The sequence below is a fragment of the Sodalis sp. RH20 genome (assembly GCF_047324205.1).
GTDB lineage: Bacteria > Pseudomonadota > Gammaproteobacteria > Enterobacterales > Enterobacteriaceae > Acerihabitans.
On the sequence record NZ_CP178733.1, the window covers coordinates 149,318 to 175,701 of the forward strand.

At 61.9% G+C, this 26,384-nt stretch carries 24 protein-coding genes; 9 read left to right on the forward strand and 15 right to left on the reverse strand.

The window, feature by feature from the left end; translation table 11 throughout:
- Positions 1-6: 6 nt before the first annotated feature.
- From ACL2XM_RS00670 to ACL2XM_RS00685, 4 genes are read right to left on the reverse strand one after another with little or no spacing between them, the layout of a single operon-like run.
- On the reverse strand, positions 7-957 hold the full coding sequence (locus ACL2XM_RS00670; RefSeq protein ID WP_410013869.1) for a respiratory chain complex I subunit 1 family protein: 951 nt from the start codon (positions 955-957) through the stop codon (positions 7-9).
- An 11-nt stretch (positions 958-968) separates the two neighbouring features.
- Positions 969-2,984, reverse strand: a complete 2,016-nt coding sequence (gene hyfB, locus ACL2XM_RS00675; RefSeq protein ID WP_410013870.1) for a hydrogenase 4 subunit B — start codon at positions 2,982-2,984, stop codon at positions 969-971.
- A gap of 2 nt (positions 2,985-2,986) precedes the next feature.
- Entirely contained in the window at positions 2,987-3,607 is a 621-nt protein-coding gene (locus ACL2XM_RS00680) for a 4Fe-4S dicluster domain-containing protein (RefSeq protein WP_413732097.1), read from the reverse strand.
- Positions 3,608-3,651: 44 nt separating this feature from the next.
- Positions 3,652-3,780, reverse strand: a complete 129-nt coding sequence (locus ACL2XM_RS00685) for a hypothetical protein (protein WP_410013872.1) — start codon at positions 3,778-3,780, stop codon at positions 3,652-3,654.
- 292 nt (positions 3,781-4,072) lie between these two features.
- Between ACL2XM_RS00685 and hypA the strand changes: the two genes are divergently transcribed.
- Genes hypA through ACL2XM_RS00715 form a run of 6 tightly spaced genes read left to right on the forward strand, consistent with a single transcriptional unit; the run spans position 4,073 to position 10,532 of the window.
- Positions 4,073-4,417 (forward strand): hydrogenase maturation nickel metallochaperone HypA, encoded by a 345-nt coding sequence (gene hypA / locus ACL2XM_RS00690; RefSeq protein WP_413732099.1) that lies wholly within the window; start codon positions 4,073-4,075, stop codon positions 4,415-4,417.
- A 39-nt stretch (positions 4,418-4,456) separates the two neighbouring features.
- The gene (hypB, locus tag ACL2XM_RS00695; protein ID WP_413732100.1) at positions 4,457-5,617 is read left to right on the forward strand and encodes a hydrogenase nickel incorporation protein HypB; all 1,161 of its coding nucleotides are present in this window, start codon (positions 4,457-4,459) and stop codon (positions 5,615-5,617) included.
- The gene (gene hypC / locus ACL2XM_RS00700) at positions 5,608-5,901 is read left to right on the forward strand and encodes a HypC/HybG/HupF family hydrogenase formation chaperone (RefSeq protein ID WP_413721256.1); all 294 of its coding nucleotides are present in this window, start codon (positions 5,608-5,610) and stop codon (positions 5,899-5,901) included. The genes hypB and hypC overlap by 10 nt, the downstream gene beginning before the upstream one ends.
- On the forward strand, positions 5,888-7,003 hold the full coding sequence (gene hypD / locus ACL2XM_RS00705) for a hydrogenase formation protein HypD (protein ID WP_410013876.1): 1,116 nt from the start codon (positions 5,888-5,890) through the stop codon (positions 7,001-7,003). The genes hypC and hypD overlap by 14 nt, the downstream gene beginning before the upstream one ends.
- Positions 7,000-8,013 (forward strand): hydrogenase expression/formation protein HypE, encoded by a 1,014-nt coding sequence (gene hypE / locus ACL2XM_RS00710; RefSeq protein WP_410013877.1) that lies wholly within the window; start codon positions 7,000-7,002, stop codon positions 8,011-8,013. Before hypD ends, hypE begins: the two co-directional genes overlap by 4 nt.
- A gap of 11 nt (positions 8,014-8,024) precedes the next feature.
- The gene (locus ACL2XM_RS00715; RefSeq protein WP_413732102.1) at positions 8,025-10,532 is read left to right on the forward strand and encodes a carbamoyltransferase HypF; all 2,508 of its coding nucleotides are present in this window, start codon (positions 8,025-8,027) and stop codon (positions 10,530-10,532) included.
- On the opposite strand, the gene ACL2XM_RS00720 is transcribed toward ACL2XM_RS00715, so the two are convergent.
- Positions 10,524-11,531, reverse strand: a complete 1,008-nt coding sequence (locus ACL2XM_RS00720; protein WP_413732103.1) for a LysR family transcriptional regulator — start codon at positions 11,529-11,531, stop codon at positions 10,524-10,526. The two genes, ACL2XM_RS00715 and ACL2XM_RS00720, sit on opposite strands and share 9 nt — an antisense overlap.
- Positions 11,532-11,903: 372 nt before the next feature.
- Here ACL2XM_RS00720 and ACL2XM_RS00725 point away from each other — a divergent pair, with 372 nt between their 5' ends.
- On the forward strand, positions 11,904-13,163 hold the full coding sequence (locus tag ACL2XM_RS00725) for an MFS transporter (RefSeq protein WP_413721252.1): 1,260 nt from the start codon (positions 11,904-11,906) through the stop codon (positions 13,161-13,163).
- Positions 13,164-13,188: 25 nt separating this feature from the next.
- On the opposite strand, the gene ACL2XM_RS00730 is transcribed toward ACL2XM_RS00725, so the two are convergent.
- Positions 13,189-14,127 (reverse strand): LysR family transcriptional regulator, encoded by a 939-nt coding sequence (locus ACL2XM_RS00730; protein ID WP_413721251.1) that lies wholly within the window; start codon positions 14,125-14,127, stop codon positions 13,189-13,191.
- A 118-nt stretch (positions 14,128-14,245) separates the two neighbouring features.
- Between ACL2XM_RS00730 and ACL2XM_RS00735 the strand changes: the two genes are divergently transcribed.
- A complete protein-coding gene (locus tag ACL2XM_RS00735) occupies positions 14,246-15,205 on the forward strand; it encodes a quinone oxidoreductase family protein (RefSeq protein WP_413721250.1) in 960 nt (319 codons plus the stop codon).
- A gap of 34 nt (positions 15,206-15,239) precedes the next feature.
- Here the strand turns inward: ACL2XM_RS00735 and ACL2XM_RS00740 are convergent, their stop codons facing one another.
- Genes ACL2XM_RS00740 through cecR form a run of 5 tightly spaced genes read right to left on the reverse strand, consistent with a single transcriptional unit; the run spans position 15,240 to position 20,946 of the window.
- The gene (locus ACL2XM_RS00740; protein WP_410013883.1) at positions 15,240-16,346 is read right to left on the reverse strand and encodes an ABC transporter permease; all 1,107 of its coding nucleotides are present in this window, start codon (positions 16,344-16,346) and stop codon (positions 15,240-15,242) included.
- Between the two features lie 9 nt (positions 16,347-16,355).
- Positions 16,356-17,498 (reverse strand): ABC transporter permease, encoded by a 1,143-nt coding sequence (locus ACL2XM_RS00745; protein ID WP_413721249.1) that lies wholly within the window; start codon positions 17,496-17,498, stop codon positions 16,356-16,358.
- A complete protein-coding gene (locus tag ACL2XM_RS00750; RefSeq protein ID WP_413721248.1) occupies positions 17,485-19,227 on the reverse strand; it encodes an ATP-binding cassette domain-containing protein in 1,743 nt (580 codons plus the stop codon). Before ACL2XM_RS00750 ends, ACL2XM_RS00745 begins: the two co-directional genes overlap by 14 nt.
- The gene (hlyD, locus tag ACL2XM_RS00755) at positions 19,217-20,251 is read right to left on the reverse strand and encodes a secretion protein HlyD (protein WP_410013886.1); all 1,035 of its coding nucleotides are present in this window, start codon (positions 20,249-20,251) and stop codon (positions 19,217-19,219) included. Before hlyD ends, ACL2XM_RS00750 begins: the two co-directional genes overlap by 11 nt.
- A complete protein-coding gene (gene cecR, locus ACL2XM_RS00760; protein WP_410013887.1) occupies positions 20,248-20,946 on the reverse strand; it encodes a transcriptional regulator CecR in 699 nt (232 codons plus the stop codon). The genes hlyD and cecR overlap by 4 nt, the downstream gene beginning before the upstream one ends.
- Positions 20,947-21,250: 304 nt before the next feature.
- On the opposite strand from cecR, the gene bhsA reads away from it, so the two are divergent.
- Complete coding sequence (gene bhsA, locus ACL2XM_RS00765; protein ID WP_410013888.1) at positions 21,251-21,508, forward strand: multiple stress resistance protein BhsA; 258 nt, start codon at positions 21,251-21,253, stop codon at positions 21,506-21,508.
- Positions 21,509-21,575: 67 nt separating this feature from the next.
- On the opposite strand, the gene ACL2XM_RS00770 is transcribed toward bhsA, so the two are convergent.
- The 4 genes from ACL2XM_RS00770 to ACL2XM_RS00785 form a co-directional block, all read right to left on the reverse strand.
- On the reverse strand, positions 21,576-22,646 hold the full coding sequence (locus tag ACL2XM_RS00770; protein WP_410013889.1) for a porin: 1,071 nt from the start codon (positions 22,644-22,646) through the stop codon (positions 21,576-21,578).
- 879 nt (positions 22,647-23,525) lie between these two features.
- Positions 23,526-24,359 carry an ABC transporter permease gene (locus ACL2XM_RS00775; RefSeq protein WP_413732104.1) on the reverse strand — a complete coding sequence of 278 codons (834 nt, stop codon included), beginning with the start codon at positions 24,357-24,359 and terminating at the stop codon, positions 23,526-23,528.
- Complete coding sequence (locus ACL2XM_RS00780; RefSeq protein WP_413732106.1) at positions 24,356-25,246, reverse strand: quaternary amine ABC transporter ATP-binding protein; 891 nt, start codon at positions 25,244-25,246, stop codon at positions 24,356-24,358. Before ACL2XM_RS00780 ends, ACL2XM_RS00775 begins: the two co-directional genes overlap by 4 nt.
- Before the next feature lie 99 nt (positions 25,247-25,345).
- Complete coding sequence (locus ACL2XM_RS00785; RefSeq protein ID WP_413732108.1) at positions 25,346-26,293, reverse strand: choline sulfate utilization transcriptional regulator; 948 nt, start codon at positions 26,291-26,293, stop codon at positions 25,346-25,348.
- Positions 26,294-26,384 lie beyond the last annotated feature (91 nt).

The window sequence follows — 26,384 nt, forward strand, 5'->3', positions numbered from 1 at the left end:
GGCTCCTTAAAGTCCGGTGAGGTAAAAAACAAAGGACAGCGCGGCGACGCCGAACCCCAGCCAGGTCACGCGCGGAATCAATAAAAAGCGCCCGCGCGCCAGGCTGTTTTCCAATAGGGAAGCGAGGGTAAACACCACGACAAGCTTGATAACCGTGGCGACCAGCGCCCAGAGCAGCGACGGCGCGGTCAGTTCCGTGACCTTGCCGAAGGGAATAAATACCGCCAGGAACAGTTCGGCCATCACCACCTGTTTCAGGCCGATGCCCCACTTCACCAGCGCCAGGCCGGAACCGCTATACTCGGTCAGCGGCCCTTCCTGCAGTTCCTGTTCCGCCTCCGCCACGTCGAACGGAATCTTGCCCATCTCGATAAAGGTGGCGAAGCCGCAGGCCAGCAGGGCCAGGAAGGTGGCGGTGGGGGAAATCCAGCCGGCGGAAAGCGTGGCGCTGATGGCGCCGATATTGGTGGAGCCGGTAATCAGCGCCACCACCAGCAGCGCCAGGATCAGGGTAGGCTCCACCAGCACGCCCAGCGTCAGCTCGCGGCTGGCGCCGATGCCGGCGAAGGTGCTGCCGGTATCCAGCCCCGACAGCGAAAAGAAGAACCGGAACAGCGCGAACAGATACAGCAGGGCGATCAGATCCCCCGCCGCGCCGAACGGTGAAAAGCGGGTCAGCACCGGCAGGGTCATGGACACCAGCAGCATACTGCCCAGCAGCACATAGGGCATGACGCGAAATACCGGCCCCGCCTGCTCCGGCGCCACGTCCTGGCGTTTGAGCAGCTTGGCGATATCGCGGTAATCCTGCCACAGCCCGGGTCCGCGCCGGGAATGCATACGGGCGCGGATTTGCCGTGACAGGCCGGTCAGCAGCGGCGTCAACGCCAGCAGCAGCAGCGCCTGGACCAGGGCGAACAGCCCCATGGTCAGCGACGGCAACGGTTGTATCAACATGGTCTCTCTCCTCAGAGGGCGGTGACAAGCAGCAGGATGACCAGCGCGGCGACCACGTACAGGCAGTAAATGCGGAAATCCCCGCCCTGCAAGACCTGGACCCGCGCGCCCAGGCGCTGGGTGATACGTACCAAGGGGTTGATGATATCCTCATCCCAGAAGGGTTCGACGCGGCCCGCGCCGAGCGTGGCGTACTCCAGCGCCTGTTTAAGCCGGGGCGACGGGTCGAGCCGGCGCCTGAGCCCGTAAAGGGTGGCGAACATCACGCGCAGCGGCTGGGTAAAGCTGCCGGCCGACATGGCCATCAGCGGTTCCCAGGCATAACCGCAGGCCCAGGGATCGCCGCCGCGGCGATAGCCCGGCTGGGCGCCTTTGCGCAGCAGGTAAATCGCCAGCGGGATCAGCGGCAGGGCCAGCAGCAGGATAAACATCATCAGCGGCGACATCATGGCCTGGCCGGCCTGCTGCGGCACCAGCAGCGTCCCCTGGACCACGGTAAAATCATGGGTATGGCTCAGCCCGGCGGCGACGTTCGCCAGCACCGGGGCCACCAGGGACGCGCCGGCGCCAAGCAGCACGCACGACAGCGCCAGCAGCAGCATGGCCGTGGTCATCTGCCAGGGCACCTCGCGGGCCTGGGCGGCTTTATCGCTCCTGGCCGCGCCGCAAAAGCTGATGCCGTAGACCTTGACAAAGCACATCGCCGCCAGCGCGCCGGTAATGGCCAGCATCACCATCGCCACGGGACCGCTCAGGCGCATGATAAAACCGCCGTCATGGCTCATGGTGAACAGGGATTGATAGGTGTACCACTCGCTGACAAAACCGTTGAGCGGCGGCAGCGCGGAGATGGCCATACAGCCGATAAGAAACGCCATCGCGGTAAGGGGCATCAGGCGGCCAAGGCCCCCCATTTTTTCCATATCGCGGCTGTGCACGCGCCAGATAATGGCGCCGGCGCCGAGGAACAGCAGTCCTTTGAAGACCGCGTGGTTAAGTAAATGATACAGCGCGCCGAGCAGCCCGAGCGCGGCCAGCACCGGATGATGGGCGGCAATGCCCACCATGCCGACGCCCACCCCCATCAGGATGATGCCGATGTTTTCCACCGTATGCCACGCCAGCAGGCGCTTGATATCATGCTCCGCCAGCGCGTACAGCACCCCGAGCACCGAGGACACCGCGCCGAAGGCCAATACCAGGATGCCCCACCACAGCTGGCTGGCGCCCAGCAGGTCGATGCCGACCTTGATAATGCCGAAAATGCCGATTTTCACCATGACGCCGGACATCAGCGCCGAGGCGTGCGACGGCGCGGCGGGATGCGCGCGCGGCAGCCAGCTGTGCAGCGGCAGCATGCCGGCCTTGGCGCCGAAACCGAAAAACGCCAGCAGGAACACCGCCGAGGCGCCGGCGGGCGACAGCGACAGCCCGCGGAACGACGCAAACTCCAGGCTGCCGCTCTGGCGCCACATCAGGAAGAACGACACCATGATCAGTACCGACCCGGCGTGGGCGATAAAGAAGTACAGCAGCCCGGCGTTAACGGATTCTTCGTCCTGATCGGCAATCACCAGGAACCAGGACGCCAGCGACATCATTTCGAAGAAGATGATGAACCAGAAGGCGTTGTCCATCACCACAAGCGTGGCCATCGAGGCGATAAACAGGTTCATAAAGAAGCCCATCGCCGCCGCGCCGCGGCCGATATATTCGCGTACATAAGCGATGGAGTAGAGGGCGCACACCGTCACCAGCAGCGAAATCACCAGCAGCATAAAGGCCGCCAGCCCATCCAGGCGCACGCTGAAGGCGGCAAAGGGAAAGGGGCCGGCGGCGGCCCAGGTCAGCGTCTCGCCGCTCAGCAATACCGGGACGGCGGCAAGTCCGCCCAGCACCCCGCCGGCCATCGCCGTCAGACCGGCGACCCATATCGCCAGCGCTTCCCGGCGCGCCAGCAACAGCGACAGGATGCCGCCGATAACGTACAACCCGAGCGAACCGCTGAGTAATTGAAAGGGGCCCATGTTTATTCCTGCTCCGGTGTAGGGGGGGAAAGAAAATCCAGATCCGACGACAGCCAGCGCGCCGCATAGTTGCGCCTGCGCCGGCTGGCCTGTTCCACCGCGCCGTCATCCACCAGCACCAGCGCGTCGGTCGGGCAGACCTTGACACACTGCGGGCCGTCGGGATGGAAGTCACACAGGTCGCATTTCACCGCCACGCTCCGGACCCCGGCGTTCCAGGCCAGGAACGGATTCATGTTCTGCGGGCTTTCCGGCACATCGGCCAGTTGCCGCGAGGGAATAAAATTCTCGAACAACGTGGGGATATTCACCGGCGTACTGCCGGAGGGCGTGATGGCGCCGAAGGGACAGGCCAGTCCGCACAGTTTGCAGCCGATGCACAGGCTTTCATTGAGCTTGATGGCGTCAGGACCATGGGTTATGGCGTTGACGGGGCAGACGCGGGCGCAGGGCGCGTCTTCACAATGGCGGCACAGCAACGGCGCGGTATGCTCGCCGGTACGGGTTACGTAAAGCCGGGGGTGCGACTGCAACCCCACGGCCTTATGCACCTGGGTACAAGCGGCCATACAGGTGTTACAGCCAATGCAAAGCTGTGGTTCCGCGATAACAAAGCGGTTCATAACCCTCTCCTCCAGGAGAAACGGATGACAGTCAGGCTGCATGCTTAATCGATGCCCGCGACTAAAGCATATTCCATGCCAGCAGTAGGGTTATAGCCGGCAAGGCCCGTGGCGCGGGCATCGGTGGGAGGGTGATCAAGGAAAAAAGGCGCGGGCGAGGGTAATATCGTCATAAGTGTCGACCCCGGCGGCCGCGGGAGTGTCGTCATAAGTGACGACGTGCCGGCGCCGGGGGCCGTGAAGGGAACAGCGCCGCCGGGGCTGGCGTCAGTCCTTTGATTTTTAAGTTTAAATTATTCGTGCCGGCGCGCCAGACCTGGCATCCCCCTTGCATGCGCATGATAAGCACTGCCACGGTCCCCGCGTCCGGAAACGCCCGCGGGACCGCCGCCCCGGCCTGGCCGCGGCCAGCGTCGCGCGCGAAGTCTTGACCGGGCGCTCACCCGACCTTAAGCGGAGCCATTAATGCATGAATTAACACTGGCGCAGAACACGCTGGAAATCCTGGAGCAGCAGGTGCGGTTAAACGGCGCGCGGCGCGTAACCGGCGTTTGGCTGTCCATCGGCGCCTTCTCCTGCGTGGAGGCGGAATCCCTGCATTTTTGTTTCGATATGGTGTGCCGGGGCACCGCGGCCGAGGGATGCGTGCTGCATCTCGAGCAGCAGCCGGCCGAGGCCTGGTGCGAGCGCTGCCTGCGCCACGTCATGCTGCCCGACGCGCCGCTGCTGGTCTGTCCGCTGTGCGGCGGGCATCAGCTGCAAACAGACGCCCATGACCACATCCAGATCAAACGACTGGAAGTGGCGTAACGTTATACTGGGCCTATTCACGATGTTAGGAGACTTGCCATGTGCAGTACCTGCGGTTGTGCCGAAGGCGAACGTCATATCGAGGGTGATGATGATCGCCACTCTCATCATCACCACAGCCATGCCGATCACGACCACGCTCATCATGACCATAGCCATGCCGATCACGATCACCCTCATCATGACCATGGCCACAGCCATCATGACGCCGTTCACGCCGCTTCGCCGCGCCGCATCAGCCTGACCGCCGCCGCGCCTGCGACGATAATCCATCATCACTATCACGGCGACGTGCATAATCATTACTACAGCGTGGCGCCGGGGCACATGCCGCCGCCGGCCGCCGGGCGCGTTATGGATCGCGACGGAAATGCCGGCAGCGGCGCCGGACGTGCCGCTTATCCCGCCGGGGATACCGGCGGTTCGGCGTTTATTCCGCAGTCAGGCCCCCAGGGGGATCTTGATTACGGCCAGGGCCCGGCGGGTACCCATGCGACAGGCCTTAGCCAGCGCCGCATGGTGGAAATCGAGATTGACGTGCTGGATAAAAACAACCGGCTGGCGGCACGCAACCGGGCGCATTTCCAGGCGATGAATATCCTGGCGCTGAACCTGGTTTCCAGCCCCGGATCGGGTAAGACCACCCTGCTGACCGAAACGCTGCTGCGGCTGCGGGACCGGGTCAGCTGCGCGGTGATCGAAGGCGATCAGCAAACCACCAATGACGCCGACCGCATCCGCGCCACCGGCGTCCCGGCCATTCAGGTCAATACCGGCAAAGGCTGTCATCTCGACGCGCAAATGATCCATGACGCCGCCCAACGGCTGGCGCCGCCGGAGAGCAGCCTGCTGTTTATCGAAAACGTCGGCAACCTGGTGTGCCCGGCCGGTTTTGATCTGGGCGAGCGGTTGAAAGTGGTGGTGCTGTCGGTCACCGAAGGAGAGGACAAGCCGCTGAAATATCCCCATATGTTCGCCGCCGCCGGGCTAATGATCCTCAATAAAACCGATTTGCTGCCCTGGGTGACGTTTGACGTCGATATCTGTATCGCCAATGCCCGCCGGGTGAATCCGGCGATTGCGGTGCTGATGGTGTCGGCCACCACCGGCGCGGGCATGGACGCCTGGCTGGGCTGGCTGACGGATCAGCTGGCCGGCGGCCGGACAGCGGCGGACGCGGAGGCACAGTCATGTGCATAGGCATTCCCGGCCAGGTGATGGCGCTGGATAACGACAGCCCGGGCAACGCCTGGGTCGATGTGTGCGGTGTTAGACGCCGGGTTAACGTGCGGCTGGTTTGCGCCGACGAGGCCGCCATGGCCGCGTTGCCGGGTCAATGGATCCTGGTGCATGTCGGGTTTGCCATGAGCCTGCTCGACGAGCATGAGGCGCGGGAAACCCTGGAGGCGCTTCAGGCCATGGGCGAGGTGGAGCCCGACGTCGGTTATTTCCTGCGCGGAGGTGAGCCCGATGCGGTTCGTTGACGAATACCGCCAGCCCGAGCTGGTGCGCGGCCTGGTCACCCGCATCGCCGAGCGCATGCCTTTTACCGGCTATACGCCGGCGCGCCCCCTGCAGATCATGGAAGTGTGCGGCGGCCATACCCATGCCATTTTTAAATTTGGTCTCGATAAATTACTGCCGCCGTCGCTGGAATTTATTCACGGTCCGGGCTGTCCGGTTTGTGTGCTGCCGGCGGGGCGCATCGACGCCTGCCTGGAAATCGCCCAGCGGCCCGGGGTGATTTTTTGCACCTTCGGCGACGCCATGCGCGTGCCCGGCCGCAACGGGTCGCTGCTGACCGCCCGCCAGCGGGGCGCCGACGTGCGTATGGTCTGGTCGCCTCTTGACGCGCTGGCCATTGCCCGGGCGAACCCCGACCGGCAGGTGGTGTTTTTCGGCATCGGGTTTGAAACCACCATGCCCGCCAGCGCCGTCACCCTGCAGCAGGCGCGCGCCGACGGCGTGGAGAACTTTTTCCTGTTCTGCCAGCACATCACCCTGATGCCGACGCTGAAAAGCCTGCTGGCGCAGCCGGATGTGCGCATCGACGGTTTTATCGCCCCCGGCCATGTCAGCATGGTGATAGGCGAACAGCCTTTTGCTTATATCAGCGATGTTTGCCATAAGCCGGTGGTGGTCACCGGCTTCGAACCGGGGGACATCCTGCAGGGCCTGCTGATGCTGATCGAACAGTACGCCGCGGGGCGCTGCACGGTGGAAAACCAATACCGGCGCGTGGTGCCGGGGCAGGGTAACGGCCTGGCGCAGCGCGCCATGGACGAGGTGTTCATCACCGCGGGCGCCAGCGAATGGCGCGGCCTGGGGGTTATAGACGATTCCCGCGTCAGCCTGCGTCCGGACTGGATGGCGTTTGACGCGGAGCTGCGGTTCCATCCCGCCCAGCAACCCGTGGCGGATGACCCGCGCGCCCGCTGCGGCGCGGTGCTGACCGGGCGCTGCAAGCCGGCGGACTGCCCGCTGTTCGGCGGCGTCTGCACGCCGGAAAACGCCTTCGGCGCGCTGATGGTTTCATCGGAGGGGGCTTGCGCCGCCTGGTATCAATATCGTCGGAGTGAGGCATGAACAAACAGATTACGCTGGCGCACGGCAACGGCGGCGGCGCCATGCAGGCGCTGATAAGCGGAGTATTCCTCAGCGCCTTCGACAACCCGCTGCTGTGCACCGGGGAAGACCAGGCCCGCTTGCAGCTGAGCGAAATGACCGCCCTGGGCGACCGGCTGGCCTTTACCACCGACAGCTATGTGGTCGACCCGCTGTTTTTCCCCGGCGGCGATATCGGCAAGCTGGCGGTGTGCGGCACCGCCAACGATCTGGCGGTCAGCGGCGCCACCCCGCGCTGGCTTTCCTGCGGTTTTATCCTTGAGGAAGGACTGCCGCTGGAGATCCTGGAACGGGTGGTGCGGTCGATGGCCGCCACCGCCCGCGACGCCGGCATCCAGATTGTGACCGGCGACACCAAAGTGGTGCCGCGCGGCGCGGTGGATAAATTGTTTATCAATACCGCCGGGCTGGGCGTGATCCCGACCGGCATCGACTGGGGCGCGTCCCGTATCCGCGCCGGCGATCGCATCCTGGTCAGCGGCACGCTGGGGGATCACGGCGCCACGATCCTTAATCTGCGCGAGCACCTCGGCATGGAGGCGGATCTGGTCAGCGACTGCGCGGTGCTGGCGCCGCTTATCGCCGCCCTGCGCGATATCGGCGGCGTGCGTACCCTGCGCGACGCCACGCGTGGCGGCGTGACCGCCATCCTGCATGAGTTCGCCCGCGGCAGCCTGTGCGGCATGAGCATTAACGAGGCGGCGCTGCCGGTAAAAACCACGGTGCGCGGGCTGTGCGAACTGCTGGGGCTGGAGCCGCTGAATTTCGCCAATGAAGGCAAGCTGGTGCTGATAGTGGACGCGGCGGCGGAGCAGCAGGTGCTGCGGGCGCTGCGCGCGCACCCGCTGGGACGCGACGCCGCGGTCATCGGCGAGGTGACCGGGGATAAACAGGTCCGGCTGCGCGGGCTGTACGGCGTTAGCCGTTTGCTCGATCTGCCCCATGACGAACCCCTGCCGAGGATTTGCTAGCGGAGAAGACGATGGCGCACAACGGCGTATTGTTACGCATCACCGGCAAGGTCCAGGGGGTGGGGTTTCGGCCCACGGTCTGGCAGGTGGCCCACCGCCTGGGATTGACCGGCGACGTCGGCAATAACGCCGACGGCGTCGAGGTGCGCCTGTGGGGCCACGATGCCGGGCGGTTTATCGCCCAGCTGCGCCGGGACTGCCCTACGCTTGCGACCATCGACGAAATCGATATCCTGCCCTGGCAGTGGGCGCGCCCGCCGTCGTCGTTTACCATTATCGAAAGCCGCGGCGGCGCGATGAAAACCCAGGTAGTGCCGGACGCGGCCACCTGCGGCGACTGCCTGGCCGAGCTGTTTGATCCCGCCAATCGCCGTTTCGGCTATCCTTTTATCAACTGCACCCACTGCGGGCCGCGTTTTACCCTGATCCGCCGCATGCCCTACGATCGGCCCAATACCGCCATGGCTGCGTTTCCCCAATGCCCTGATTGCCTGGCTGAATACCACAACCCCGCCGACCGGCGTTTTCATGCCCAGCCGAACGCCTGTCCCGCCTGCGGGCCGCAGGCCTGGCTGGCGGACCGCCACGGCGGGCGGCTGGCCGCTGCCGATGACGCCATTACCGAGGCGGCGCGCAGGCTGCTGGCCGGGGAAATCGTGGCGGTGAAAGGCTTGGGCGGTTTTCACCTGGCCTGCGACGCCACCAACCCGGTGGCGGTGGCGCGGCTGCGCGCGCGTAAACGGCGGCCGTCCAAACCGCTGGCGGTAATGATGCCGGACAGCGACTGGCTGCGCCGCTGCCTCGGGCATGCCGACCCGGCGCTGGTGGCGTTGCTGCAATCCGCCGCCGCGCCCATTGTGCTGGTGCCGTTGCCGCCCTGTGCGACGGCGGTCGCCTACGGTGCGGACGTTGCCCCCGGGCTTGCCGCCTCCGCTGCCGGCGCGCCGGCCGATCGGGCGTCCGGTGACGGCGGCGCCCCGGCGCCCGGTGCGATAGGCGCGCAGGCGCCGCTGGCGCTGTGCGCCGGTATTGCGCCCGGCTTGCATGAAATCGGCGTGATGCTGCCGGCCAGTCCGCTGCAACATCTGTTGCTGCGTCGCGCCGGACGGCCGCTGGTCATGACCTCCGGCAATCTTAACGGCCGGCCGCCGGCGCTGGATAACCGCCAGGCGCTGGATGAGCTGGCCGCCATCGCCGACGCCTGGCTATTACACGATCGCGATATCGTCCAGCGCGCCGATGATTCCCTGGTGCGCCTCAGCGCCGGGGGGGTGGAGATGCTGCGCCGTTCCCGCGGCTATGTGCCCGACGCCATCGCGCTGCCTCCCGGATTTTCCCGGGCGCCGGCCATACTGGCCATGGGGGCGGATTTAAAAAACACCTTCTGCCTGCTGCGCGACGGACAGGCGGTGCTCAGCCAGCATCTGGGCGATCTGGCGGATGAAGGCATCCAGCGCCAGCGGCAGCAGGCGCTGGCGCTGTTTCACGCCATCTGGGATTTTACGCCGCGGGCGGTGGCGGTGGACGCCCATCCCGGCTACCTCAGCCGGCGCTGGGGCGCGGCGCTGGCGACCGAACGCGGCTTACCCTGCCTAACCATCCTGCATCATCACGCCCATCTGGCGGCCTGCCTGGGTGAACACGGCTGGCCGCTCGACGGCGGGCCGGTAATCGGCCTGGCCATGGACGGGCTGGGCTACGGCGGCGCGCGGCGGCACGGCAACCCGGCGCAAGACATACCGCCGGATGACGACAGGCGCGGGGACGGCCTGGCGGACAGCGGGCATGAGGGCGGCGCCCTGTGGGGGGGAGAATGCCTTCTCGTGGACTACCGCGAATCCCGGTGGCTGGGCGGCCTGCCCGCCGTCGCCCTGCCCGGCGGCGATCTGGCGGCGCGCCAGCCCTGGCGCAACCTGCTGGCGCAGTGGCTGCGCTTTGTGCCCGACTGGCGCGGCCTGCCGGAAGCCGGGCATATTCCCGCGGGCGCGGGCGAGCTGCTGGCCAGGGCGGTGGCGCGCGGGATCAACGCGCCGCCGGCGTCTTCCACCGGCCGGTTATTTGACGCGGTGGCCGCGGCGCTCGGGGTGTGTGCCGGCGAAACCAGCTGGGAAGGGGAGGCGGCCTGCCGGCTGGAGGCGCTGGCGTGGCGCGGCGCCGGGCAGGGAGGGGAGCCGGCGGTGACTTTGCCCGTATCGCTACCCTTGCTGGATAACCGGCTGGATATGGCGACCTTCTGGCGTCAATGGCTGGCCTGGCGCGCCGGCCCGGCCGAACGGGCCTATGGCTTCCACCTGGCGCTGGCGCGGGGATTCGCCGCGCTGGCCCGGCAGGCGGCGGCGCGCCATGGCATCGACACGGTGGTCTTGTCCGGCGGCGTGCTGCATAACCGGCTGTTTCGCGAACTGCTGGTGCGGGAACTGCAGGGCCTGCGCGTACTGGTTCCCTCCCGGCTGCCGGCCGGCGACGGCGGACTGGCGCTGGGACAGGCGCTGATCGCCGCCGCGCGCCTGCTAGGCTGAGCTGTCCCGGCACGGGGCTACGTCCGCTGCGTCTTCCCGGCCTTTGGGATCGGCCGCGGCCGGATTTTCCGGCGCCGCGCCGTCAAGCAGGGCGGCGTACTCCCGCTGCAGTTCCCCGCAGCCGAGCTTCAGCCGCTCGTACAGCTGGCGTACCGCCGGCGAAAATTGCCGACGGTGCGGGCAGATAAGATGCAACGGCACGCGATCGCCGCCATAGCCTTTCAGCACCACCTCAAGCCTGCCCGCGCGCACGTCATGGCATACGTCCAGCCAGGACTTATAGGCGATCCCCTCGCCGGCAATGGCCAGGCGGCGCACCACTTCCGCGTCGTCGCTGGTCAGGGTGCCGCTTACGCCCACCGCCTGCGGCTGGCCGTGCGGATAAAAACGCCACTTATCATACACACGGCCGTGCAGCACAAACGTCAGGCAATCATGTCCGGCCAGATCGGCCGGGGTCGAAGGCCGGCCGCGGCGCGCCAGATACGCCGGCGACGCCACCACCACCCGCCGGTTTTCCGCCGCGAGCGGCAGGGCGACGTAGCTGGCGTCGTCCATAATGCCGTAGCGGAAGGCCACATCCACCGGATCCTTGAAGATATCGGTCACCTGATCGGATAAATAAAGCCGCACCTGCAGGTTGGGATGATCATGACGAAATTGGGTGATCCAGGGCAGCAGCACGTTACGTCCCAAATCGGACGGGGCGGCGATTTGCAGCATACCGTGCAGGCCGGCCGGCTCCTGATGCAGCAGGTCCTGCCCCTCGCGCAGGCTGCGCAGCGCTGCGCGGGCATAAGGCAGATACTGCTCCCCTTCGGCCGTCAGGCGCAGGCTGCGGGTGGAACGGGCAAACAAACGGATGTTCAGCTCCCGCTCCAGGCGCTTGATCGCCGCGCTGACCTGGGCCGGCAACAGATCCGCCTCCCGCGCCGCGTTCGAAAAGCTGCCGAGCGCCGCCGAGCGGACAAACAACGCCAAATCGTCAATCCTTACCATGTTCCTTTCCCATCACCGGGCCGGCCGCGCCATGCCAAGCGTGCGCCGGAAATAAACCATACCGGCAGTATAACGCTGAATAAGGGGCGGGACGGTGGACAAAATGCGGCCGCCGGCGGGCAGGCGCCTATGGAGTATGGCGCGGGGCGCCCGAGGCAATGACTGTTTACATAATCTTGATAAATGATACAAATCCACAATAAAAGTAAGAGTATTACGTGCTATAAACAAATAGTTAACAATTTAAAAACATATTATTCCGCTCTGTTCTCATCCGGGTAGCGGGGAACCCCCCGGCGGCATACCCAGGCCTGGCTTATTTTTTCCGGTGCCACCGTAAAGGTGACCGATTCAAAGATAGGACACTAACTTATGTTTAACTGGACCCCTACACAGCGCAACGTGGCATTCGCCTGTTTTGCCTGCTGGATGTTGGACGCCTTCGACTTTTTTATCCTGGTATTTGTGCTAAGCGATCTGGCCGCGTGGTTTAAAACCGATATCGCCAGCGTTTCCATCTCGATTATGCTGACCCTGGCGGTGCGTCCGTTGGGGGCGTTGCTGTTTGGCCGCCTGGCCGAGAAGTATGGCCGCCGGCCGATTCTCATGATCAACGTGTTGATGTTCTCGCTGTTTGAATTGCTGTCGGCCTGGTCGCCGACGCTGGCGCTTTTTATTGCCTTCCGGGTGGTATACGGCGTGGCGATGGGGGGCATCTGGGGCGTGGCCTCGTCACTGGCGATGGAAACCATCCCCGACAGGTCCCGCGGCCTGATGTCGGGCATCTTCCAGGCGGGATATCCCGCCGGTTACCTGCTGGCGGCGATTATTTTCGGCCTGTTTTTCGAGAGCGTCGGCTGGCGCGGCATGTTCCTGATCGGGGCGCTGCCGGTGCTGTTGCTGCCCTATATTTACTTCAAGGTGCCGGAATCGCCGGTATGGCTGGCGGCCAGGGAACGCAAGGAGAGCGTGGCGCTGCTGCCCATTATCCGCGCCCATTGGAAGCTCTGCCTCTATATGGTGGTGCTGATGGCCTGCTTTAACTTTTTCAGCCACGGCACCCAGGATCTTTATCCCACCTTTCTGAAAGTGCAGCACGGCTTTGCTCCCCATACCGTCAGCATCATCGCCATCGGCTACAATATCGCCGCCATGCTGGGCGGCATCTGTTTCGGCTCCCTGTCGGAAAAAATAGGGCGTAAAAAAGCGATGATCATCGCCTCCCTGCTGGCCCTGCCGGTGCTGCCGCTGTGGGCGTTCGCCAGCGGGTCGGTGCTGATAGGCCTGGGCGCGTTTCTGATGCAGTTTATGGTGCAGGGCGCCTGGGGCGTGGTGCCTACCTACCTGACGGAGCTGGTGCCCGCCAATTCGCGGGCGGTGCTGCCGGGCTTTGTGTACCAGCTGGGCAACCTGATTGCCTCGGTGAACGCCACGCTGCAGTCCCGTATCGCCGAAGCGCACGGCAATAACTACGGCCTGGCCATGGCCATGGTGGCGGGCACCGTGGCTATTCTGATCAGTATTCTGGTCAGCTTCGGGCGCGAAACGCAGGGCAAAACCATTTCCGGCTATGATAACGGCGGCGGCAGCGGCCGCCCGAAGGTGGAATCCGCCGCCGGCACGGGCAAATAAGGGCCAGGGGCCGCCGATGGCGGCTCTAGGGATAGCCGGGCCGGCTCTCCATGCCGGCAGCCGCCGGATTCGCCGGCGTGCGCCCCCAGAGCGCGGCCACCAGGGAGGCAATAAACAGTTCGAGTTTCAGTGGTTGCTGGCGGTCCGGCAAGGAAATCACATGCATGGGCCGCGGGATGGCCCGCCAGTCCGGCAGCACCTGGACCAGCCGGCCGGCGGCGATATCGTTGCCCAACAATATCTCGGCGTGCATCGCGATGCCAAAGCCTGCCAGGGCCGCCTGCCGCACGCTTTCACCTGAGTCGATGCGCAACCTTGGGTGAACCTCCACGCTGTCCTCCCCGCCAGGGCCGGTCAGCCGCCAGCGGCTATTGCCCTGCCATTGGCTGAAGCCAAAACAGTTATGTCCGCTCAGGTCGGCGGGACGCGCTGGGGCGCCATAACGGGCCAGATAATCCGGGGAGGCCGCCAGCACCAGGGTATAATCCGGCAGCCGACGGGCAATCACGCCATCACTGCCGATATCGCCGATACGGAAAACGGCGTCGAAATGCTCGTCTATCAAATCCACTTTACGGTCCGATAATACCACTTCAATCGTTATTTCCTGGTGTGACTGCATGAACCCGGTCAGCAGCGGGGTCAAGACATGATTGCCAAAGACGACCGGCGCGCTGATGCGCAGTTTCCCGGCGGGTTCGGTTAATAAATGATGCGTCAGCGCCTCGGCCTGCTCCGCGTCCGCCAGCAGGCGGCGGCAGCGTTCATAAAACAGCCTGCCGATTTCCGTTACGCCCTGCTGACGGGTAGTCCTGGCCAGCAGCCTGGCCTGCAATCGGCTTTCCAGGAAACGTATATGTTTGCCGACCATGGTGGGGGAGATGTTCATCTCGGCGGCGGCCAAGACAAAGCTGCCTTTTTCCACGACCTGGATAAATACCGCCATGCTGGTTAAACGGTCCATTAAAAACCCACGGTGTTTTATTAAACTATTTTATCGCTATTTATAGCATATAACCGCCATGGAATACTCCTGGTCATTACCCTGGGTGTTGCATGGAGGAAAGCGAATGCGGGCATTAATGTTTAATCGGTTTGGCGGGCCGGAAGTGTTGTTTTACGGTGATCACCCCACCCCCGCGGTGCCCGCGGGCGCCGTGCAGGTCAAGATGGCGGCGGCCGGACTTAATTTTGCCGATATTTATCGCCGGCGCGGGGACTATCCCCTGGCGGATCGCGCACCTCATATCGGCGGGTATGAGGGCGTCGGTTATGTGACGGCGGTCGGCGCGGAGGTGACCGGCTGGCATCTCGGGCAGCGGGTGGGTTTTGCCGACGTGCCGTTTGCCCATGCCACCCGGGTAAACGTGCCGGTCGACCGCGCCTTGAAACTGCCCGACGACATCGGTGATGTGGCGGCGGCGGCCATATTGTTGCAGGGCCTTACGGCGCAATACCTTATCAATGACAGCGTCAGGGTGGCGGAAAACGATCGGGTGCTGGTGCTGGCGGCCGCCGGCGGGGTGGGGCAACATTTGACGCGATTGATGAAGGCGCGCGGCGCCAGGGTCTACGCCGTGGCCTCGACGCGGGATAAACAGCGTATCTGCCTGGCTAACGGCGCCCTCGCCGCTTACGGTTATGACGATAACTGGGCGGAGCGTGTTCGTGAGGCGACGGGGGGCGGCGTGAAGTATGTGTTTGATTCCGTGGGCAGTACGCTCCCGAACAGTCTTGCGGCGTTGCATCCCGGCGGCAGGGTGGTGTTATTCGGCATGTCGGGCGGCGCGGCGCCCGCCTTAGCGCCTTCCAGCCTGATGATGGCGTCGAAAGGGGTGATCGGCGGCGATCTCTGGACCTATCTTGGCGACGGCGCGCAGCGCGCAAGCCGCGCCCGCGCCCTGTTTTCCGCCTGGCGGCGGGGATGGATCGCGCCGCCGGCCGTGGAGACCTTCCCTTTAAGCGCCGGGGCCGGGGCGCACCGGCGTCTGGAAGACCGCCATTTTGCCGGCAAGATTGTGCTGCTTGGGGAAGAGGACTGACGCAGGTGACGTCGGCCGCCGGTTACCGCTCCGCTCAGGCAATCTTGCGGCGGAACATCCAGTAGGCCGCGCTGCCGGTGGTGGCGGTGATCGCCAGCAACGGCCACAGGCTGTGCCAGATAATGGCGAAATCCGCATCCTTGAGGTAAATCTCTTTAATGATATCGGTAAAATGCCGCACCGGGTTTACCCAGGTCAGCGTTTGCAGCCACGACGGCATATTCTCCACCGGCGCGACATAACCCGACAGCAGGATGGCCGGCATGATAAACACAAACACGCCGATAAACGCCTGCTGCTGCGTCGAGCAAAGCGAGGAGATCAGCAGGCCGAACCCCACCAGCGACAGGCCGTAGATCAGCATGGTGCCGTAAAACAGCAGCAGCGAGCCGGCAAAGGGAATGCGGTACCCCAAAATGCCGATAATCAGCACGATGGACGCCTGGATACTGGCCACCACCAGCGCCGGCACCGCTTTGCCGACAAAAATCTGCCAGGTGGTCAGCGGCGAAACCAGCAGTTGATCCAGGGTCCCTTGCTCCCGCTCGCGCGCCACCGACAGCGAGGTGACGATCAGTACGCCGATGGTGGTGATCAGGGCAATCAATGACGGCACCACAAACCATTTATAATCCAGGTTGGGGTTATACCAGTTGCGTATCACCAGTTCGCTGTTATTGGGTTTAACCTGCCGCGCCGTCAGCTCCAGTTGGTAATCGCGGATAATCTGCTGGATATAGTTGGCCGCTATCTGCGCGCTGTTGGAGTTGCGCCCGTCCAGCAGCAACTGCAGCGGCGCTGGAATGCCGGCGGCCAGGTCGCGTGAGAATTGCGCCGGGAAACGCACCACCAGCAGGGCGCGCTGGTTATCCAGGGTGCTTTGGATCTGCTGCGGGCTGCGCAGCCATACCACCGCGGTAAAGGCTTTGGCCTTGGCGAAGCGCTGGGTCAGCTCCACCGAGGCCTGGCCGCTGTCCTCGCTGTAAACGGCGATGGTGGCATGGGTCACCTCAAGCGTGGCGGCAAACGGGAACAGCAGCACCTGCAGAATAACCGGCATGATCAGGATCGCCCGCGTTTGCGGCTCGCGCAGCAGCGACTGCAGTTCTTTGACGATAAGCGTCCATAAGCGATAGAACATAACCCTTCCTCAATCCAGCCTGCGTTTGGTTTTCCAGGCCGTCAGGCCGATAAATCCCACGGCGGACGCCACCAGGAACAAGGTATTCACGACTAAAATCCCGGCGACATTACCCGCCAGGAACAGGCTTTGCAGCGTGCTGACAAAATAGCGCGCCGGGATGATATAGGTCACCGCGCGCACCACGGCGGGCATGCTGTCTATCTGGAAAATAAAACCCGACAACATCACGGCGGGCAGGAACGCCGCGTTTAGCGCCACCATCGCGGCGTTGAACTGGTTGCGCGTCAGGGTGGAAATCAGCAGCCCCATCCCCAGGGTGCTGGCAAGAAACAGGCTGCTGATGCCGAACAGCACCGCCAGCGAACCGCGGAACGGCACGTCCATGACAAACACCGCCACCGCCATGCACAGCGCCATCGCCACCATTCCCAGCACGTAATAGGGCAGCAGCTTGGACAGCAGCAGTTCGCTTCGCGTCACCTGGGTGGAGAGCAGCGCCTCCATGGTGCCGCGCTCCCACTCGCGCGCTATCACCAGGGAGGTCAGGATGGCCCCGATCACCGTCATGATAATGGTGATGGCGCCGGGAATGATAAAATGCCGGCTGACCGCCGCCGGATTGAACCAATAGCGCACCTTGACGTCGATCAGCTGATGAAAGGCGCGGCCCCGATCCTCGGCGCGCTGCTGCTGCCATATTTGCCAGATGCCCTGGGCATACCCCTGCACGAAATTGGCGGTATTGGGTTCGCTGCCGTCGGTAATCACCTGGATGGGCGCGCTGTTGCCGGTCCGGTCCATATTGATGTCGAAATCAACCGGGATCACGATCAGCCCGCGGATTTTTCCCGCCTGCATCAGCGCCACCAGCGCGCGGCGGTTATCGCTGATGGTCGGGGCGATATAGGGGGAGCCGGCAAAAGCCATGGCCAGGTCGCGGGCATCCTCGCTCTGCTGTTCCATCAGGATGCCCACGTGCAGGCGGCTGGAATCCAGGTTGATGCCGTAGCCGAAGATAAACAGCAGCATCAGGGGAATGACAAAGGCGATCAGGCCGCTGCTGGGATCGCGCAGGATCTGGCGCGTTTCCTTGTCGCACAGGGCGAGCAGCCGCCGCCAGGAGAACCGCGTAGCGTTATGCCGCGTCATTGCCGCCGTCCTTGTCAACGTTCTGCACCAGCGTGATAAACGCCTGTTCCATGGTGGGATTCGGCGTCTCCTGGTCTGCCGTTTGCAGTTTCAGCTCGTCCGGGGTGCCGCTGGCAATCAGCTTGCCGTGATACACCAGGCCGATCCTGTCGCAATATTCCGCCTCGTCCATAAAATGGGTGGTCACCATCACGGTGACGCCTTTTTCCACCATGCCGTTGATATGCAGCCAGAACTCACGCCGGGTGAGGGGGTCGACGCCGGAGGTGGGCTCATCAAGGAACAGGATATCCGGCTCGTGCATCAGCGAGCATGCCAGGGCGAGGCGTTGCTTAAATCCCAGCGGCAGCGCGTCGGGCGTCTGGTTGAAAATGGGGCCGAAATCGAACGCCTCGCTCATCTGCGCGATTTTCTGGCGCTGGCGCTTACCGTGCAATCCATAGACGCCCGAGAAAAACCGCAGGTTCTGCGCCACCGTCAGATTACCGTAGAGCGAAAATTTTTGCGCCATATATCCCAGGCGCTGGCGGGCTTTGCCGGAGCTGGTCTTCAAGTCCATTCCCAGCACCAGCGCCTGGCCCGCGGTGGGGATCAGCAGGCCGCACATCATTTTAAAAGTGGTGGATTTACCGGCGCCGTTCGGGCCCAGCAGGCCGAAAATTTCCCCCCGGGTCACCGTGAAATCCACGTTATCGGTCGCGGCAAAATCACCGAACCTCTTGGTTAGCCCCCGGGCCTCGATCACCGTTTCATGCCGGTCGCCGGTTACCTGCGGCATAATATCCGCCAGCGCCTGTTGGGTGGCCGGGCCGCCGCCCAGCAGATCGATAAAGGCATCCTCGAAACGCGGCGCCGTTTCCTCGATATCCGCATCGGACAAGCCGAGCGCCCGGCCCAGGCCCGACCGGTCGGCGTCTTTTTTCAGGATCAGGCGCACGGCTTTGCCCTGGATGACGCCGTCGCCTATTTGTTCCAGCCGCAGCGCGCGCCGCAGCAGCTGGCGGTTGGTGCCGGCGGCGTCATGGGCCAGCCACGTGCGGCCCGCCATGGTCGCCGTCAACGCTTTGGGCGCGCCGCTATAGATCAGTTCCCCTTGGTTCATCAGCAGCACCTCGCGGCACTGTTCCGCTTCGTCCAGGTATGAGGTGCTCCACAGGATCAGCATGCCGTCGTCGGCCAGTTCATGCACCATGCGCCACAGCTCGCGGCGGGAAATGGGATCCACCCCGACCCCCGGCTCGTCGAGCAACAGCACCTTGGGCTGGCCTATCAGCGTGCATGCCAGGCCGAGTTTTTGTTTCATTCCCCCCGACAGCTTGCCCGCCAGCCGGGTGGTAAAGGGCGCCAGCGCGGTAAAAGCCAGCAGGCGCTCGAAGGTGTGCCGGCGCTGTTCGCCGGTAATGCCGCGCAGGCTGGCGTACAGCGTCAGGTTTTCCATCACCGTCAGGTCTTCATACAGCCCGAACTTCTGCGGCATATAGCCAAGGATGGCGTGCAGGCCGGCGTCGTCGCCCACCGGATCCAATCCGGCCACGCGCAGGGTGCCCTGGCTTGGCGTCAGCAGGCCGGCCAGCATGCGCAGCAGCGTGGTCTTGCCCGCGCCGTCCGGGCCGACCAGCCCGGTGACCCCGCCGCTTTGCAGGGTGATGGTAAGGCTGGCCACCGCCGGTTTCGCCAGGGACGCAAAGCGTTTCTCCAGCGCATCCAGCACAATCTGGTTAGCGGGCATAAACATTCCCGCCGGCGGGCTGTGCCGCGGTTGGCTCCTGGCCGTCGGCGAAATCCAGGGTCACCGGCATGCCCTGGCGCAGCCGGTCGTCGGCATCGGTGACGATAATCCGCAGGCGATACACCAAATCGGTGCGCAGTTCCGGCGTTTCCACGTTTTTAGGCGTGAACTCCGCCGTCGGCGAGACAAAGCCGATTTTACCGTGATAGGCCTTGTCCGGCAGGCCGTCGGCGCGAATGATAATCCGGGTGCCGGGCACCGCCTGGTTGAGGTTGCGTTCATCGATATAGGCGCGCACCCACACCGGCCGCGTCAGGGAAAGGGTAAATACGGTGTCGCCGGCGCCAAGCATGCTGCCGACCTCCTGCGCCCGGGTCAGGATAGTGCCGCCCGAGGGCGCCGCCAGCATGGTATCGGTTGCATCCAGGGCGGCCTGGTCACGCGCCGCCTGCGCCTGGGCGAGATCCGCTTCGGCGGAGGCGATCTCCTGCGGCCGGTTGCCGGCCAGGTACTGTTGCAGCTTATCCCTGGCCGCCTGCAGGTTGGCCTTGGCCTGGTTGCTGGCGGTCAGCGCGTCCTCCAACTGGTCGGCGGAAATGGCCCGTTTGGCCCAGGCGCCCTGCTGGCGATGGTAAAAACTGTCGGCATAATTGAAGGCGGCCTGCAACTGCGCCATCTGCGAGCGCACTTGGGCGATTTCTTCGTTGCGATACCCGGAGCGGGATAAATCCAGTTTGGCCCTGGCGCTGTCCACATTGGCCTGGGCCTGCGCGAGGGCGTTGCGATACGGCGCATCGTCCAGTTTCGCCAGCACCTGGCCGGGATGCACCACATCGCCTTCATCCACCGCCAACTGAGCCAGACGGCCGCCGACGCGGAAACCAAGGTTAACGGTGCGGATATCCACATTGCCGTAAAGGGTCAACGGCCGGTTTTGCTGGCGGTGGTAGTACATGACGCCATAGATCGCCGCGCCCAGCAGCGCGATAACGATGACGGCCGCGGTGATACTTTTTTTATTCATGATTTTTTGCCTGTGTGGCCGGCCTGTTCGGCCCGCAATCCATGAAGGAACCAATCGATATGCTGTGTCAGCACCTGGTTGATCTGGGTAACCTGCGCCGGGCCCAGGTCGCTCCATCCGGTGCGCAGCAGGATGGTTTCCCGCGCCAGCCGGAACGCCAGCACTTCGCCCAGCAGGGCATGCGTGTGGACGATGGTGGCGACCGACAGCGGATCGCAGCCGGTAAAACCCGCCACCAGCCGGGTGATGCGCTGATGCATCGGCGCAATCGCCTGCTGGTGGATAATGGCGTAGGCCCCAGTGGGGGAGAGCTGCTCCCGCGAGATGATTTTACTCAGATTCAGCGTTTCGCTGCGGGCCAGCAGCCCGGTCATGGTCAGCAGGGACTCATGCAGATAACGCCGGCACTGCCCGGCATCCACCTCCGGCTGCGCCAGCAGCGCATCAATTTGTTGCGCCTGTGAATGCAGGGACTGGGCGATAAAATCCGCAATCCATTGCGCGACCGCCAGGTACAGCCCTTCCTTGGAGCCGAAATAATAAAAAATCGCCGCGATATTTTGCCCGGACAACTGGGCGATTTCGCGCGTGGTGGCGGTTTGCGGGCCTTTTTCGCCAAATAAGGTAATGCCGGCGGCGATCAGCTGGGCTTTCGCCTGTTCGCCGCGCGCGGTGGGGGCCGGAGAAGGGGGCATGGTGGCTCCAATAAAATAAGTCAAACGTTTGATTAACTTTAACCCCCGCCCGGTTCGCTGTAAAGGACCGCCGTGATTTATTTAGGCGGCTGGCCGCGTCAAGGATGACGTTTCCTGACCGGGGAAACAAACAGACACGGCGATGCCAACATATTCACCGGTCTTTACAGTACTTTAGGTAATTAGTTAATGATTGATAAAATATTACTTGATCTGCAGCGCCAAGATGTCTATTATTTACTTATCGAACGTTAACAAATTAACGTCCAGTCCATTAATGCTTCATACCATGAGAACAGACATTATGAAAAACCTGACACTTGCCATCGCAGCCATCGTATTCAGCACCGTTTCCGCCGGCGCCTTCGCCGCCCAGGAAGTCACCAGCCGTCCCGCCGGCGAACATTCCATCGGCGTGGTATCGTCATCCACCACCAGTAACCTGTCCGATCTGGAATCCCAGCTGGCCGCCAAGGCCGATGCCGCCAACGCCACCTCGTATCGTATTATCGGTGCCGGCGGTAATGACACCCTGCGCGGCAGCGCCGAGCTGTATAAATAAGCTTAACGTAAAAAAACAGCATAAAAAAAGCGGCCGCAGGGCCGCTTTTTTTTGCGTTTGATAAACCTTAGAACTGATAGGTCAAGCCCAGGCCGACCTGGTCATCGTCGGCGATGCCCAGCTTATTGTCTTCGCTGAGACGGTTGATTTTATAATCAACATACGCATTGATATTCTTGTTGAAGAAATAGGTCAGGGACGCGTCATAGTATTTCACCAGATCAACATCGCCGATGCCTTCAACATCGCTGGCCTTGGACTGGAAGTAACCGAACATTGGTTTCAGGCCAAAATCGAACAGATAAGAAGCGATGGCTTCGAAGTTCTTGGTTTTATTGGCGTAGCCGCCGGTGATCGGGGTGTAGTTATGCGTTTCGCCGTACAACGCGGCGGCATAGACGCCGGAATTGTCATATTTCAAGCCGCCCGCCCAGACGTCGGCTTTGTCGCCGTTACCGAGAGCCAGGCTGTTTTGCGGCTGGGTACGGTTGGACGAGGCATAGGTGCCGAGTACCGACAGGCCGAAATCAAAGGTATAAGACGCCGATGCGCCGTAACCGTCGCCGTTGGATTTGTTGGCGGCACGGGCGTTACCGGAATTTTCGTCGTTGGCGCCCTGGTATTGCAAGCCAAATTTCAGACCGTCGACCAGGCCGAAGAAGTTGTTGTTGCGATAAGTGGCCACGCCGGTGGTACGGCCGCCCATAAACACGTCGGCGGCGCTGTAGGTCAGGTCATCGAAGATTGGCGCGGTATCGGTTATCGCCGCGACATCATAAGCGATGCCCCAGTTGCGGCCGTAGTCGATTGAGCCGTAGTCTTTCAGTTTCAAGCCGGCAAAGCCCAAACGGGTTTTGGTGCCGGTCAGCGCGTCGGTGCCGCCTTCAGTATGGTTGGCCTGAACATTGTATTCCCATTGGCCGTAACCGGTCAGGGTGTCGTTAATCTGGGTCTGGCCTTTGAAGCCAAAACGCATGTAACTTTGGTCGCCGTCAATGGTCTTATTGTCACTAAAATAGTGGCGGGCGCGCACGCTGCCGTACAGATCCAGCTTGTTGCCGTCTTTGTTATAAATTTCCGCGGCGTGCAGAGCTGGGGCAATCAATGTCGCTAAAACGGCCAATGCTATCTTCTTCATTCCTGTTTTTCCTTACCAAATACTCTCGAGTTTATAAAAAGGACTCAACCTTTTGATGGCTGATGTCCTGAGCTAACCAGCATTTATAATTTAAAAATAAAAGCTCAGAGAACGCGCAATGCTAATTTAAATATCACCCTGTGGACCGATTTCGCAGGATAGTAGCAGCAAAATCGTCACGAAGATTGTGAACTTTTCATTAAAGTAGGAATCTACCTATCATAGAGCGCTATGCCGCGCGGTACGCTACCTTAACTTGTCATACAGATTTAAAAGTTGAGAGCCATCACAAAACCCTTTTTTTATTTAAGGGTTTAAACCAATGGCCGTATCAAGCTACCTTCCGGCCGGTGATGAGCGCTGCTTAAGTCAAATCCGCGGTCAAAAAGAGCCTGGCCAGCATCAGTACTGCTCGTCTCTGATGCCCCGCGTGGCAGCCAGCCAGATCGAAATTGGTATAATACATTTTACCCGGGCCAGCACCGCGCGCGGCAAGAAGTCATTGTCCGTGCCGTTATTGCCTTACTGTAAATAACAATTGTCAAGATAATATTTATCATTTGTATAACAATTGTCATGGCAATACGGCAGTAGCAAAACTTATCCGAATACCGCCGCCTTAAAGTTAACTTATCTTAAATTAACCGGACAATCCGCTTTTGCCTGTGCCCGTACGCCGCTTACTTTGCATTATCATGACAAAATAAACAAAGTGTTTTTTTTGATATAGATATTACCTATCACAGCATAATAACCCTTTACTCGCCGCACAGCCTGGGCATAACCACCATAAAACATTGTCAATTTGCCCAACGTTGATTAAGTAAAAAAAGCATATCGTTATTTAGCTAATAGTAACCATGATTAATAATATGCTTATTATTTAACTCCAGGCTCCCGCACCAGGCTCGCCGAGAGCCGGTCCAACAGCATGGCCATCAGCACCACCGCCATGCCGCTTTGCAGCCCCTGGCCGATGTCCAACTGCTGGATGCTGGTCAATATATCGTTGCCAAGACCGCCGGCGCCGACCATGGAGGCGATAATCACCATCGACATCGCCATCATGATGGTTTGGTTTACCCCGGCCATAATGGCCGGCAGCGCGTTGGGCAACTGTACCTTCCATAATAGCTGCCGGCGGGTGCAGCCAAACGCCAGGCCGGCTTCCACCAGGCTTTTGTCCACCTGACGGATGCCCAAATCGGTTAAGCGGACCACCGGCGGCATGGCGAACAGTACGGTGGCGAAAATGCCCGGCGGACGGCCGAGGCCAAACAGGATCGTGGCGGGGATCAGGTAGACGAAGGCGGGCATGGTTTGCATAAAGTCCAGCATCGGCCTGACAAGCTGGCCCGCCCGGTGCCGCCGGGCTATCATAATCCCCAGGGGAATGCCGGCCAGCAGGCTGAATAACGTTGACGCCAGGGTGAGCGCAAGCGTGACCACGGCATGTTCGCTGTAGCCGCTAAAAATGATATACAGCATCGCCAGGGCGCTGAACACGGCGAACCCCTTGCCGACGCGCCACAGGCTCAATCCCACCGCAATCACGGCCAGCCCCCAGGGCGAAAGCCAGCCCAGGCCCAGCTCAAGGGCGCCGGCAACCGTGTCGATCACCTTGGCCACCGCGTCAAAAAATCCGCCGCAGTGTTCCAGCAGGTAACGCACGCCCGCGTCGATCTGCGCGCTGAAATCAACCGTTCCGGTCATGGGCGGGGCTCCCGGTGCGCGGGTGACTGGCCGCTGAACGCGCCGGCATAATCTTCGGCCAGGACGAAACGCGATGTATCGACGCCGGAGAAAAAACGGCGCACGTAGGCGTTTGCCGGCGCATTGACGATTTGCTCGGCGGTGCCGATCTGGATGACCCGGCCCTGCTGCATAATGGCAATGCGGCTGCCGATACGCAGCGCCTCCTCGATATCGTGAGTGACAAAAATGACCGTTCGCCGCTGGCCGGCCTGCAGGCGCAGCAGCAGTTCCTGCATTTCGCGGCGGTTGATGGGATCGAGCGCGGAAAACGCCTCGTCCATCAACAGCAGCGTGGGATTGACCACCAGCGCGCGCGCCAGGCCGACCCGCTGCTGCATGCCGCCGGACAGCTGATGCGGCAGTTGTCCCGCCACCTGCGCCAGCCCCACCTGCGCCAATACCGCCAGCGCCTGCTTATGGCGCTGCGCCGTGCCGACACCGGCCAGCTCCAGCCCGAAGGCGGCGTTATCCAATACGCTGCGTCTCGGCAGCAGGGCGAAAGACTGGAACACCATGCCCATTTCATGCCGGCGCAGCTGGATAAGCGCGGTTGCCGATAGCCCCGATAGCGGTTGTCCGCTGAAAAACACCTCGCCGGCGCTGGGTGTTATCAGGCGATTGAGGGTACGCAGAAGGGTGGATTTGCCGGAGCCGGATAAGCCGACGATGACAAAGATCTCGCCGCGATAAATATCCAGCGAAATATTGTTTAACGCCACCGAGCAGCCAAATTGGGTAAATATGTCGGCAGGGTCCATGCCCTGTTGCAAACGCGACAGGGCATGCCGTTCGCCGTCGCCGAATATTTTATACAGCCCGTCAATTTTTATCAGCGTTTCATTCATCGGATTTTATTTTTTTGCCATGTCCCAACCATAAGCACAGGCTATAAGAAAAAAGAACGGTGCAATAAAATATTATCGTCTGAGTTATAACTAAATGATTTAAACCAATTGACCGTAATGGGCGTTATTTTCCGCATGCAGTTTAAAACTGAACGATTCACGGATTAACCATTTTTTAACTTTCTGGTAAAGCAGGCGATTATTTCCCCGCTCCGGCTGAATTAAATAATAACCGCGCCCGGTTTTTAATTGCGGCCCGCAGACGATCAGTTCGCCGCTATCCAGGAATTGATCCACCAGCGGCTTCCAGCCCAGCGCCACGCCCTGGCTTTTCAGCGCCGCCTGGATGACCAGCGAATAGGCGTTGAAGGTCAGGGAGGTCACGCCGTCGTCCGGCTCCACGCCCTGGCCGCGAAACCAATCCTGCCAGCTCAGCCAGCGCCGGGGCAGGGTATCGGGCAGGTTGAGCAGCGCCAGCGCCAGCAGGTCCCGGGCCGCAGCCGGCCTGCCGAACTGCTGGAAAAACAGTGGGCTGCATACCGGCACCACCAGTTCCGGAAACAGCATATCGCTGTGGCAGCCGGGGATCTGGCCGTCGCCAAACGAGATGCCCAGATGGGCGCTGCTGTCGCGCAGGGAGAACTCGTTGGGCGAGGTGGATATCTGCACATCGACATTGGGGATCAGCTGTTGCAACTGGTCCAGGCGCGGCAGCAGCCAGTAGCTGGCAAAACCCATGTCCGTATCGATGCGCAGCACATCCCGTTGTTTTTTCAGCTGGATTTTTTCTATTTGCTGACTGATCTCCTGCAGGCTGGCGCGCACGATCTGGTAAAGCTGCTCCCCGGTGTCGGTCAGGGCCACGCCGCGGTGGCGCCGTTCGAACAGCGTGGCGCCTAATTGATTTTCCAATAAATTGATGCGCTGGCTTACCGCCGGCTGTGACGAACCTAATTCCTTCGAGGCGGCGGTAAAATTAAGATGACGCGCCGCCGCTTCAAAAACAGTCAGCGCCTGTAACGGCGGCAGCCGGAAATTGTTTGCCATAACGTCCCCTTATAGACCGATAAGAAATTAACCGGTTCACAGCAAAATATATTTGTGCGATAAAAATAACATTGAGCTGTAAATTTATTTA